Here is a 13,594-nt window from a genome sequence, read left to right on the forward strand (position 1 = left end):
GTGCCGCCGAAGATAGCTGACGTGAGTACGCTTTCATCGGTGGAACTGGGCGTTTTGGGACCTCTCCAGGTCCGGCGAGGCGGAGCGTCCGTCGTCATACCGGGCGCGAAACCCCGCGCCATTCTCACGATGCTCGGATTGCACAGCGGTTCCGTCGTGCCAGCGGACACGCTCGTAGAGCTGCTCTGGGGCCAGGATCCGCCGCGCACCGCCGCCAAGGCCCTGCAGACCCACATCTCTTCGCTGCGTCGCACCCTCGGCGACGGCTTCGTGGTGACCCAGGGGGCGGGTTGGATTCTCGCCGAAAGCGAGGTTGATGCCGCGCGCTACAAGGCGGCGGCCCGGCTGGGACGCGAGGCCGCCACGGCGGGCGACACGAGCCAGGCGTTGGCCCGGTTCGAGGAGGCCCTTGCCCTCTGGCGCGGAATTCCCGAACTGCCCGACGGTCGGCGCGGCACGTCTGAAAAGACGCGATGGATCGAGAGCCACGCCGCGCTGGTCGAGGAGCGAGCCGACGCGCTGCTGGATACCGGTCGCGCCGCGGAAGTCATCGGTGATCTCGAGGGAGCGGTGGCTGACGCTCCGCTGCGGGAGAGGCGATGGGGTCAGCTGATGCTCGCCCTGTACCGCGCCGGCCGGCAAGGTGAGGCCCTCGGTGCCTATCAACGGGCTCGATCGCTGCTCGCCGACGACCTGGGGGTCGATCCTGGGCCAGAACTTCGCCGGCTCGAGGCCGCGATCGTCACTCAGGACGCCTCGCTGGATATCGCTGTAACACAACATGTTCCGTCGGTGATGCGCGCCGTCACATTCTTGCTCACGGACATCGAGGGGTCGACGGCGGCGTGGGAGGCGGATGCCGATGCCATGGCGGTGGCGCTGGCACGCCACGATGAGCTGGTCGAACAGGTCGTCACGTCACGTGGCGGTCGGCTGATAAAGACCCGCGGGGAGGGTGACGCGACATTTTCGGTCTTCGACCGACCTTCCGCGGGCGTCGCGGCGGCAATCGAGCTGCAGGACGCGATTGCCCACGAGCCGTGGGGGTCGCCGGACCCCATCCGTGTCCGCATGGCGCTGCACACCGGCGAGGTCGAGCTTCGCGACGGCGATTACTTCGGCCGAGCGGTCAACCGGGTCGCGCGATTGAGGTCCCTGGCCGAGGGCGGCCAAATCCTGTGCTCCGGTGCCACCGCCGAGCTCGTCATCGACTCGCTGGCCGATGATGTCATGCTCACCGACCTCGGGATGCGTCAACTGAAAAACCTCGCGCGGCCCGAGCATGTTTTCGAATTGCGATTGGAGACCGGTGCGGACCAACCGCAATCGCAGGCGCCCGTACCGCCGATGGAGCGGCCCAACGTCCCGGCCGTACTCGTCGGCGCGGGTCCATTCGTAGGTCGTGGCCGCGAACTCGAAGGGCTGCTTTCGGCGTGGCAGACGGCGCTCGCCGGTGGTGTGCGTGCGGTATTGATCGCCGGCGAACCCGGCGTCGGCAAGACGCGCCTGGCCGGTGAATGGGCGCAACAGGCTTACGCGCAAGGAGCGGTCGTGCTGTACGGCCGGTGCGACGAAGATCTCGGGGCCCCTTATCAGCCGTTCGCCGAAGCGCTGCGTTCGCTAGCACCGTGCGTGGGCGCTGACCGGCTCAGAGGGCTGCGCGGCGTCGAAGCGTTGCTGTCAATCGTGCCCGGGTTGGCCGACATCCTCCCCGACCTCACGTCCCCGGCACACGCCGACCCCGACACCGAGCGCTACGCCCTGTTCGATGCCGTCGTCGCGCTGCTGGAAACCGCTTCCGAGAGCGCGCCGGTGGTGATGATCGTCGACGATCTGCACTGGGCAGCCAAACCGACGCTGCTCTTGTTGCGGCATCTGCTGCGATTCGGCGACCATGCCCGCGTGCAAGTCGTCGGCACCTACCGCAGCACCGACCTCGACCGCTCGCATCCCCTCGCCGCGACGCTCGCCGACCTGCACCGCGACGGGACGGCCGACCGGCTAACGCTCAGCGGGCTCGGCGAAGACGACGTGACGGCCTATGTCGCGGAGGCGGGATACGACGACGACGAACTCGCCCACGCATTGGCCTCTGTCACAGGCGGTAACCCCTTCTTCCTCATTGAGGCCTTGCGCCATGTCGATGAGAGTGGCGGCGTGTGGGACCAGAGCACCCTGCCCCAAGGTGTGCGGGAAGCAGTGAGCCGCAGGCTTTCTCGACTCCCCGCCGATACCAACAAGGCCCTTGCCGCGGCCGCGGTCGTCGGCAGCCGGTTTGCTCTGGAGCTGGTAGAGCGGGTGGTAGGAAGTGACCTCATCGACGCGTTCGACGAAGCACGCCAGGCCGGCATCGTCATCGAAGAGCCCGGCGGGTACTTCCGGTTCAACCACGCCATCGTCCGCCAATCATTGCTCGCCGAGCTGGCGTCCGTGCGCCGCATGCGACTGCACCAGCGCATCGCCACGACACTCGAGACGCTGCCCGGCGCCGACGATGAGCTGCTGGCCGAACTGGCCCACCACTATTTCGAATGCGCTTGGGCGGGAAACGCGGCCAAGGCCGCCTTCTACTGCCGGCGTGCCGCTGACCAGGCGATGGCGCGACTCGCCTACGAGGGTGCCGCCGACCTTTACGATCACGCGCTGCACGCGCTCGAGGACATTGACGACGAGCTTCCCGACCGCGACGACCAGACCGTTGAACTATTGGTTGCGCGCTGCGAGGCTTTGCTAGCCGCGGGCGACGTGGTTTCCGCGGTCGGTGCGGTCTCTCGATTACAAGCCGCGGCAACGGATTCGGCCCGGCTAGCAGCGTGGGCGACATGCTTCGAAGGCCAATTGTCGATGTTGATTCACCCCGAGCGATTGGACGACGTCGAAGTCGCCTTGGGGGCGGCCGCCACCAAGCTGGCCGAACTGGACGACGCCGCAGGAGAAGCCAAGGCGCACACCGTTCGCGCGGGTTGCCTCAACCGTCTTGGGCGGATCGGCGATTGCGAAATTGCCCTGGACGATGCCCTCACGGCGGCGCGGCGGGCGCGTGAACACCGCCGGGTGAACGCCGTATTGGCCGGTGCTCCGCTCGCGGCGCTGTGGGGCCCCAATCCGGTTCCGCGCGCGGGTGGAAGGTGTCTTGACGTGGTCCGGCTGCTGCGTATCACGACCGACTCCCCCGCCGTGGAGGCCACCTCCACGCGGTGCCAAGCCGTGTTGGAGGCGTTCCGCGGCCGTACGCCTGCCGCCCGGCGCATGATCGACTCGGCCCGCCGCACCCTCACCGAGCTCGGCCTGCGCCACGCGCTGCTGGAAGTTGACCAATTCGCCGGCATCGTCGAACTCATCGGAAACGATGCTGCCGCCGCGGAGCCGCATCTGCGCAAGGCCTGCAACGGCTTTCGCCGGATGGGGCTGGACGCCGACACCGCCGAAACCGCCGCGCTGTTGGGCCGCGCATGTCTAGCTCTAGACCGCGAGGACGAGGCGGGCGAATTGTGCGCGGAGAGTGAGCGTCTCGCCGGCCACGCACTCAAGGCGTCGATCGCCTGGCGGACGCTTCGGGCACACCTGCTGGCGCGCAAAGATGATTTCCAAGCGGCTCGACGGGTCGCCGAGGAAGCGGTCAGTCTGGCCGAACGCACCGACGCACTGGTCGATCACGGCGACGCATGCCTGACGCTGGCGACGGTTCTAGGCGCCGCCGGTGACGTCGCGGGAGCGCGCGCCGCCGCCGAGCAAGCGATCGATTTGTATGAGCGGAAAGGCGCTGCCGCGCTGGTGGACATGGCGCGGCAAATTCTCGGCGAGCCGGCTCAGCCGCCTACCCCGGCTCCCCCCGTTGCGCCCGTTGTCGAGCTGGACAGCGAATGCGTGCGAGTGGGTGAACGCGTCATGGCCGCTGTTCGTCGCAAGGACTGGGATGAGTTCGAGCGGCTGTTCGCACCAAATGTCTCGATCGAGAATCGGCGGAAGATCGTCGGCGTGGCCCTCCCATCGGACGCGGTGCGACGTGAGATGAGGCGTGATCTCGAAGCCGGCGTCACGCGTATCGACCATGTCATGATCGCTGCGCGAGGCGAGCGGCTGGCTCTGTCTCGATTGATCACGAGCGCTGTCGACGAGAGTCCCGGAGCGCCGCACGACGAGCTTCTGCAGCTATACGCCATCGACGAGAATGGCCAAGTCGTGCGACAGGTGTGGTTCGACGTCGAAGACATGGACGCCGCGATGGCCGAACTCGACGCGGCCTACGCTCGACTCGAGCACGAGCATTCGCAAACGCTTCAGCTGGAAAATGCCGCGACGCGCGCATACGAGCGCCTGCACGCGTATTTCAAAGCCCGCGACTGGGACGCGATAACCCAGCTCCTCACCGACGACTACTGCGGCGACGATCGTCGTTCGGTGGTAGGTTCCGGGATCCGACCCGGCCCGGATGCTGCGATCGAAGACTACCGGTCGGCCGCCGACATACACGTGACGGATGCGGGTTCGGAGACCATTGCAACCCGTGGGGCGCGCCTGGCCCTCACCCGTGCCCACTACGCGCGAAGCACCTTGGAATCGGAGACATTCCGCGTCGACTTCCTCCAAATCGTCGAACTCGACGCCGACGACCGGATCGCGGCGATGGCCGCGTTCGACCTCGACGACTTCGACGCTGCCATCGCCGAACTCGATGCCCGGTATCTCGCTGGCGAAGCGGGGCCGCACGCGCACACGTGGTCGGTGATCGCGGGAACTTACGCCTCGATCAGGCGGCACGAATTCCCCGCGCTGACATCTGATTGCGTGACTATGGACCATCGACGGACCACTGCGTTTGCGCCCGGTGAGCTTCCCGCATACATCCGTGCCGGGTGGGACATCGGGCAAGAGATCCGACCGTACGTCGCGGTTGTGCACCGGTTGACCGATCTCGGAGCGGTCTGCAGCGCTGCGTCGCATGGCGTTTCGCATGAGGGCTTCGACGCCGAATGGCGGCACCTTGCCCTTTCGACGGTCCAGGGCGACATGGTCAACCGCTGCGAGATGTTCGACGACGCCGACCTCGACTCCGCGATCGCAAGATTCGAACAACTCAGCCGGCCGGCACCGCGATTAAAAAACACGGCCGCGCACGTATTCGAGCACGTGTGGTCGCACTTCGCGGCTCGCGACTGGGATACCATGGCGCAGACGGTCGCCGACAACTACGTCGGAATCGATCACCGACGAATCGTCGGCGCCGAAACCCAGCACGGTCGACATGACGTGATCAGAGACCTTCGAGCGGCCGCGGAAGTCGGATTCACGATCTCGATGGTGAACGCGATTGCGATCCGCGGAGAACGTCTGGTGCTCGCGCGAAGTCGCGCCTCCGGCCCCGACCCCGAGTCGATCCGAAACGAGGCCCTCCACGTCGTGGAGGTTGACGCCGACAACCGAATCGCGACCGTCGTCTCGTACGACCCAGAGGACTTCGACGCCGCCATCGCCGAGCTGGACGCTCAATACCTCAGCGGCGAAGGGGCCACCCACGCGCAAACGTGGTCCGTCGTCGCGGCTAGTTATGCCGCGCTCAACAAGCACGAGTTGCCGATGACCAGGCCGGACTGCGTCAACATCGACCATCGACGGGAGACCGCGTTCGGGCCCGGCGATGTGAACGCATACATCAGCGCGGGATTGGATTCCGAGCAAAGAATCAACGTCTATGTCGAGCAAGTGCATCGGCTGAGCGACGTGGCCGCGGTCGTCACCTATGCGGCGCACGAGACCTCGAAAGAGGGCTTGCTCGCAGAGTGGCGCGGGATTGCCGTTTTCACGGTCGGCGGCGACATGATCAACCGCACAGAGGTTTTCGACGAATCGGATCTCGACGCCGCGATCGCCAAATTCGAACAACTGACCCGGCCGGCGCCGCAACTGGACAACGCGGTAAGCCGCGTGTACAAGCGCGTCCAGGCGCTATTCGCGGATCGCGATTGGGACGCGGCAGGCATTTGGTTCGCCGAGGATTACCACCACGACGATCGCCGTCGGGTGGTGAATGCCGGGGTCCGGCGCGGTCGGAAGGCCGCGATCGAAGACCTACGGGCGGCCACAGACGTCGGGTTGCTGACGAAGATCGCGTCGACAAGCATTGCCACCCGGGGTGAACGCCTTATCTTGATGCGCTTCCACGGGGCGAGCGACGACGAGGCGGTTCAGGTCGACGTCCTTCAGGTTGTCGAAATGGACGCGGGCGAGAGAATCGCTGCAGTCGTCGTCTTCGACATTGACGATTTCGATGCCGCCATCGCCGAACTCGATTCTCGTTATGGTGCAGGCGAAGCCGCACCTTACTCACATTCGTGGTCGGTCGTAGTAGAGACGTATGCCGCAGCGAACAGCCAACACCTCCGATTGACGTCCGACTGCGCGAATGTCGATCACCGACGAGCGAGAGCATTCGCCCCCGGTGAACTGACTGCATACTTGCACGCCACGTGGGAAATCGCACCCGACGTCAAGGGCTACGTCGAGGCGGTGCATCGGCTGGACAGCTTCGGTGCCGTCGTCACCCACGTGGTGCGCGGAAGCTCGCAAGAGGGTTTCAACGCCGAGTGGCGGGAACTCATTTTGGTCACATTCGAAGGCGACATGGTCAACCGCTGCGAGCTTTTCGACGAGTCAGATCTCGAGGCTGCCCTCGCTAGGTTCGATCAGCTGCAGCCACGAACGCGACGACTGGAAAATCAAGCAAGCAAAATCAGCGACCGCTTCCTGGCATACTTCGCGGCACGCGACTGGGGCGCGATCGCCGAAATGACCGCCGACGACTTTTCGAGTGACGATCGTCGTCGAGTCGTGGGCGCGGGAGTCCAAGTGGGTCGAGACGTCGATATCGCAAATATGCGGGCGTGGGCTGATGTCGGCATCAGGAACATGGTGCCCGACGTCATCGCGATCCGAGGTGAGCGCCTTCTGCTCGCACGAACCCGGTTCTTGGGCCCCGAGCACGGGCCGAAGGCTTTCCACAGCGAGGTGCTCGGTCTCGTCGAGGTCGATGCCGAAAACCGGATCGCAGCCCGGGTCGTGTTCGACACCGATGACATCGACGACGCCACCGAGGAACTCGAAAAACGCTACATCGCAGGCGAAGCCGCACCTCATGCCCATACCTGGTCGGTGATCACTCGCGCCTACGCCGCGCTCAATCGGCGTGAGCATCCGCTGACGACAGTCGACTGGTCGAACGTCGATCACCGGCGAGGAATATCGTTTGCGCCCGGTGAGGGGTCTGCGCTACTGGCCAATTGGAATGCCACACCCGACTTGAGCAATTCCGTCGAGGCGGTGCACCGGCTGAATGACCTCGGCGCTGTGGTCACCTCTGTGTCACAGGAAACCTCGGATGAGGGCTTTCACGCCGAGTGGCGAGTGGTGAGTCTGCTGACGATCGAAGGTGACCTGATCGACCGCCTGGAAGTCTTCGACGAGCCGGACCTGTCGGCTGCCCTTGACCGCTTTGAGGCAATGCAGGCGCCGGCGCGACGACATCCGGAAAATGCGGCAAGCCGGCTGTATGAGCAATTCAAGTCGTACTATGCGGCTCGCGACTGGCGCGCGGTAACCGAACTGATGGGCGACAACGTTTGGAGTGACGACCGTCGTCACGTGATCAATTCCGGCGTCCGAGAAGGGCCGGCCGCTGTGATCGCCGAAATCGCGGGGCTGGATGACGCCGGAATCGACCTGACATCAGAAATCGTCGCGACCCGCGGCGAGCGGCTTGTCCTCAGTCGCCTCCGAACCACCGCGCGCGGCCAAGGACCCGATGGGTTCCACTCCATCGATTTGGACATTCTGGAGCTCGACACCGAAGGCCGCGCCGTAGCACGCATCGTGTTCGACCTGAACGACATTGACGCGGCATTTGACGAACTGGAGGCCCGATACATCGCTGGCGAAGCGGCCGCTCATTCAGACACGTGGTCGGTGATTGCCGGCGTACACGCGATGTTCAACCGGCACGAATATCCCGCCGCGGACTGGGTGACCATCGACCATCGACGAGGCACACCATTCGCCGCCGGCGACATGACTTCAGCCATTCACACCCTCTTCGATCTCACCCCGGATTTCAAAGTCCACATCGAAACCGTTCACCAAATCAACAGTTGTGGCGCGGTGATCACCAACTGCGCACACGGGTCCTCGCCGGACGGCTTAAGCGTCGAATGGCGCATGCTCATGCTTCTCGTTGTCGATGGCGACCGACTCACTCGCTGTGAGGTGTTCGACGAGACCGATTTAGACGCCGCGAACGCGCGGCTCGACGAGCTCACCCGGCCGCCATCGCGGCTGGACAATGCCGCGACCCGGGTGATCGAGCAGTTCCTGGCGGACTTTACGGCTCGCGACTGGGATGCCATGGCAGAGCTGATCGATGAAGACTTTTGCTCGGACGACCGCCGTCGGGGCATAAACGCCGGAATCCGACGCGGTCGCGAGGTCGAGATGGCGAATTGGCATGCCACCGCCGAGGTTTGGACTTCTGATATGCGAGCGGCGGTCGTCGCGATCCGGGGAGAGCGCCTCGCGCTCTTCCGTTTCACCTTCGTAAGCCAAGATTCGCTGCCCGCAGCCTTCCAAGCTGCGGCGCTTTCCGTCGTGCAGGTCAACGACCGCAACCAATGTGTGGCTGTCGTCATTTTCGACCCCGACGACTTCGAAACCGCCTTCGCTGAACTCGAAACACGTTACCTGGCAGGAGAAGCGGTCGCCTATGCGCATACGTGGTCGACTCTGTTGCGGGGTTTCGCCGCGTTCAACGAACACAAGCTTCCCGCGACCACACCCGGCTGGGTGAATGTTGACCACCGGCGAGGGCGAGCGTTTTCGCCCGGCGACCTGGTTCCCTACATCCATGCCACATGGCAGGTGATGCCGCAAGCCAAGATCTACGTCGATGCGGTGCATCGGCTGAGCAACCTTGGAGCAGTCGTCACCCAGTCGACGCATGGGACGTCGCCGGACGGCTTCGACGCCGAGTGGCTCGAGGCTAACGTTCTGACTCTGGACGGTGACCTGATCAACCGCTGCGAGGTCTTCGACGAGGCGGACCTCGACGCGGCGCTCGCGAGGTTCGATGAACTCACCGGCGAAGCTCAACCGAAGTGACGGCGCCACAACGGCAGCCGCTCTATCTGCTGGCGGACAGTCAGCTGCTGTTCTGGAGGCGTGACGGCAGACTGCTGCTCGAAACCGCCCTCGATGGATTGGCTCAGGACGCGCCGCTGAGCGCCGCCTACATCGGCGCCTCCAACGGGGATCGTCCCGAGTTCTACGAAATCTTCGAAGCCGCAATCGATGCCGTGGGAATCACCGAGCGTCGGATGATCGATTCGTCCTTCGGCCCGGACGACCGCGCATTCCTGGAGCGAGCCCGCTTGATCGTCCTCGCGGGCGGCGATGCGCGACTCGGCTGGAACACGTTCGAGGAAACCGGCATGACAGAGGTGATCCTTGACCGGCACACCAAAGGAGCCGTCGTAGCGGGCATTTCGGCCGGTGCCGTCCAGCTTGGGCGTTACGGAATCGTTGAGACTTCGGACACCGACGGGACGGAGTTATTCGGCGTGTTCGATCTGGTCCCCCTGGTCATCGACGCGCACGACGAGCGGACCGCGTGGGCGCAGCTCTCGCGGGCGATTCAGACACTGAAGGGATCTGTCACGGGGCTCGGAATTCCCACCGGCGGCGGAGTTATCGCCCACCCGGATGGCAACGTCGAGGCCCTGCGCCGTCCCGCACATAGATTGACGTTCGAGAGCGCTGGCGGGGTGCGCTCCGAATTGATCCTGCCGGTCAGCGGGTAGACGCCTTGCCGCGTCGTCGTGGCGTGCGGTGGGCTTCCACGACGTCGGCATTCGCCAGCGTCTGCGCTTGAGCGGCCAGTGTCGATGCCCTGTTGGCGTACGCGATGGCATCGGTGTCGTTTCCCGTTTCCGTGCCGTGCGCAGCGGCCAAGTGCCGTTTCGCCTCGTCCAACCGGGCTTGGGCCTCACTGCCGATGTTGGAGCGATACCTGGCGACATAGTCGGAGATTTGACGCACTCTGGCCTCCGCGGTGGACAACGCCCGCTGCGTCGAATGATCGCCCCCGCCAATGTCCAACTGGCCACTGCCCCGGGCGGCGCGCCGGCGGCGGCGCGCGCGCAACAGTATCAGCAGCAGGAGGAACGCGAGGATAAGCACGACCACGATCACGGCGATCGCGATCAGCGGCCAGACCGGCTTCGACGAGCTTGCCGGCTCAGACGCGCTCGACGACTTGTCCAACCCGTCGGCCGCGGCGACCGCAGCACCGCTCCAGTCTTTAGCGCCCAGTACCGGTTCAATCTGGGTGGTTCGCAGTTTGTTCGACTCGGCCGCTGTGAGGATCTGTGGCGGCACGCTGAACGCGCACGATTTGGTGTTCGTGGCCACGGCCAGCAGCGCGTCATGGTCGCCCATCGCGCTGGCACTGCGGGTCCGGTCGGCCCAGTTGTCGGGTTTGAACCTGTTGAAGTTGTCGACGTAGACCACCCACAGTTGAATGTGACGGTCGCGGTTGAGCCGGTCGATGGCGGCGCTGACCGCTGCCCGGTCGGACGCCGCCAACACCCCGGTGCTGTCAGTGATGCGATCGGTGAGCTTGGACGGCGGTTGCGCATCGGCAGGGGTTGCCCACAACAACGCCGCTGTGAGGATCGTCAGGACTACGCCGAACAGGCGAAAAACCCGCATAGGGGTAATCTAGCCGCCAATTCACGGCGGCGCGGACGTAGCTAGCGTCCGCCCGGCGGGTTGAGCACTCGCTGCGAGCACCTCGTTGACCAGCGGAATCCGCCCCGCCTCGTCCCTGGCAGGGCCCCCGGGCGTGCTGGACACCCTCTGGTTACGCGCGTAACCTCTCTCGCGCGACGGCAGCATTTCCGCGAGTGAAGGGCTATGAGGAACATTGAGTAACACCATTGCGGTCTTCAACCCGTCTACCGAGGAGCAGATCGCGGAAGTCCCCGATTCCGACCAGGCGGCGGTCGACGCGGCGGTAGCCCGGGCACGGGAGACCTTCGAGTCGGGGGTCTGGCGCAAGGCGCCCGCGTCGCACCGCGCGAACGTCCTCTTCCGCGCCGCGCGCATCATCGAGGACCGTACCGAGGAGCTCGCCGCGCTCGAGGCACAAGACAACGGCATGAACACGACCGCCGCGCGTCACATCATCCCGGTGTCGGTGGAGATGCTGAAGTACTACGCCGGCTGGGTCGGCAAGATTCACGGTGAGTCGGCCAATCTCGTCTCCGACGGCCTGCTCGGCACGTGGGAGACCTACCACACCTTCACTCAGCTCGAGCCCGTCGGAGTCGTCGGCCTGATCATCCCTTGGAACGGGCCGTTTTTCGTCGCGATGCTCAAGGTCGCGCCGGCACTCGCCGCGGGATGCAGCGCGGTTCTCAAGCCCGCCGAGGAAACGCCGCTCACCGCGCTGAAGTTGGAAGAGATCTTCCGCGAGGCGGGCCTACCCGACGGTGTGCTGAACGTCATCACCGGCTACGGCGAGACCACCGGTGCGGCGCTCACCGCGCATCCGGACGTCGACAAGATCTCCTTCACCGGGTCGACGGAGGTCGGGCGGCTGATCGTCAAGGCGGCCGCGGGCAACCTCAAGCGCCTGACGCTCGAACTCGGCGGCAAGTCACCGCTGATCATGTTCGACGACGCCAACTTGGACAAGGCGATCATGGGGGCCGGCATGGGACTGCTCGCCGGCTCGGGGCAGAACTGCTCCTGCACCTCGCGTATGTATGTTCAGCGCGGCATCTATGACCAGGTGGTCGAGGGCCTCGCCGGACTCGCGCGGATGCTGCCGATGGGCGGCAGCGATGACCCCGATTCGGTGCTGGGACCGCTGATCAGCGAGAAGCAGCGCAAACGCGTGGAAGGCATCGTCAACGACGGCGTGGCCGGCGGCGCGCAGGTGATCACCGGTGGCAAGCCGTTGGACCGCAAGGGCTACTTCTACGAGGCGACGATCATCACCAACACCACCCCGGACATGCGGCTCATCAAAGAGGAGATATTCGGCCCGGTCGGCTGTGTCATCCCGTTCGACGACGAGGACGAGGCGATCGCCGCCGCGAACGACACGCACTACGGGCTCGCCGGCTCCATCTGGACCGAGAACCTGTCTCGCGCCCACCGTGTCGTGAATGAGCTTCGCGCGGGCCAGATTTGGGTGAACTCCTCGCTCGCGGCCGACCCGTCGATGCCGATCAGCGGGCACAAGCAGTCGGGTTGGGGCGGCGAGCGCGGCCGTAAGGGCATCGAAGCCTACTTCAACACCAAGGCCGTCTACATCGGCCTCTGACGGGGTCGACGCCGCAGGATCCCGCAAGCACCATTTCGCTTGTCCACCAAGCCGACTCCCCACCCGCGCGGCGTTTCCCGACCGCAGTTGCGCACGGTGAGAGGCCGCGTCCGGAGGTCACCTCCAGGCCATCGCCTCGACCCTTGACGACGACGCTTGGGTTTGGATGGCGCAACGAGGGATACGCTGGATGTCGAGCAGGGTCCGCTTCAAGCCAGGTGGGAGGGGCGGTGGAAACCGTACTCGGTGTGTCGATGACGCCCACAGCGGTCCATATGGTCGTGGTCGAAGGGGAAAACGCCGATGGCGCCACGGTCGACACCGACGGGTTCGAAGTGCCCGCTGTTCAAGATCGGTCAAATCAGACGGCGCCGCATCAGGTTGTCTCGGCGATTCTGGGAACGCGGGAAGCAGCGGCTGATAGCGGTTGCCAGCTGGCTTCGATCGGCGTGACGTGGACCGACGCCACCGAGGCCGCCGCCCTGCAAGAGTTGCTGTCTGGTCAGCGGCTCGAGAAAGTCATGCTCGTCTCGGCCTTTCTGGCCGCGGCCGCGTTGACCCAGACGGTGGGCAGCGCGACCGGATACGCGCACACCGCGTTGTTGTTTGTTGAGCCATCCACGGCGACGATGGCTGTGGTCGACAGTGCCGACGGTTCGGTCGCCGGTGTGCGCCGCCAGGAACTCCCCGACGACGAATATGAAGCGTTGACCGCCTTAACCGCGATGGCCGCGGATGCCGCGACGATGGAACAGCGGCCAGACGGTTTGTTAGTCGTCGGCAGCGACGGTGTTGACATCGCCGCAATCCGGGAGCAATTGCAGGCAGCCAGTTCCCTTGTCTTGAGCACACCGGAAGAGCCGGAGCTGGCGTTGGCCAGGGGCGCGGCGCTGGCATCGGCACATCCGCCGCTGTTTTCGTCGTCGACCGCAGCGATCGCTTACGCGCAGGATCCCGCGACGGGCTCGCCCGTTCCGCATGCGGTGGCTCTCGGCTTCGCGGACGGCGTTGCCACCGTGGAACGCGGTGCGCCCGCGTTGGCTTATAGCGCCGATCCCGCAGAGGCGGGCGAACCCGCTGGTGCGTTCGCCACCGGCGCCTATCCACCGTTTCTCGGCGACGACGAATCGCTGGCGGGCTTCGGTGCTGCGCCGGGTGAGCAGCGGGCAACCCGACCGTTTTTGGTGGCGCTGAGCGTGTTGGCATTGTTTGTCGGCGGCG

Annotated in this window: 5 protein-coding genes; 4 read left to right on the top strand and 1 reads right to left on the bottom strand. The window is 65.2% G+C overall.

Annotated features, from left to right (window positions below; genetic code table 11):
- The first annotated feature begins 39 nt into the window (after positions 1–39).
- Both A5686_RS19045 and A5686_RS19050 read left to right on the top strand, forming a co-directional pair.
- Positions 40–9,144, top strand: coding sequence for a BTAD domain-containing putative transcriptional regulator (locus A5686_RS19045; RefSeq protein ID WP_067937527.1), 9,105 nt, complete (start codon positions 40–42; stop codon positions 9,142–9,144).
- Positions 9,141–9,842: a Type 1 glutamine amidotransferase-like domain-containing protein gene (locus A5686_RS19050; RefSeq protein ID WP_067937495.1), complete on the top strand. Its 702-nt coding sequence runs from the start codon at positions 9,141–9,143 to the stop codon at positions 9,840–9,842. The genes A5686_RS19045 and A5686_RS19050 overlap by 4 nt, the downstream gene beginning before the upstream one ends.
- Here A5686_RS19050 and A5686_RS19055 read toward each other — a convergent pair.
- On the bottom strand, positions 9,832–10,752 hold the full coding sequence (locus A5686_RS19055; RefSeq protein ID WP_067937498.1) for a YgcG family protein: 921 nt from the start codon (positions 10,750–10,752) through the stop codon (positions 9,832–9,834). The two genes, A5686_RS19050 and A5686_RS19055, sit on opposite strands and share 11 nt — an antisense overlap.
- 214 nt (positions 10,753–10,966) lie before the next feature.
- Here A5686_RS19055 and A5686_RS19060 point away from each other — a divergent pair, with 214 nt between their 5' ends.
- Positions 10,967–12,373, top strand: coding sequence for an aldehyde dehydrogenase family protein (locus A5686_RS19060; RefSeq protein ID WP_067937500.1), 1,407 nt, complete (start codon positions 10,967–10,969; stop codon positions 12,371–12,373).
- Positions 12,374–12,603: 230 nt separating this feature from the next.
- On the top strand, positions 12,604–13,594 hold a 991-nt coding region (locus A5686_RS19065; protein ID WP_156750136.1), incomplete at its 3' end, for a hypothetical protein.

This window comes from Mycobacterium sp. E2479, assembly GCF_001667925.1.
GTDB lineage: Bacteria > Actinomycetota > Actinomycetes > Mycobacteriales > Mycobacteriaceae > Mycobacterium.

What these genes read in the sequence shown, in the direction of transcription:
- A5686_RS19055 (WP_067937498.1), bottom strand. Translation starts at nt 10,752, where the DNA reads ATGCGGGTTTTTCGCCTGTTCGGCGTAGTCCTGACGATCCTCACAGCG.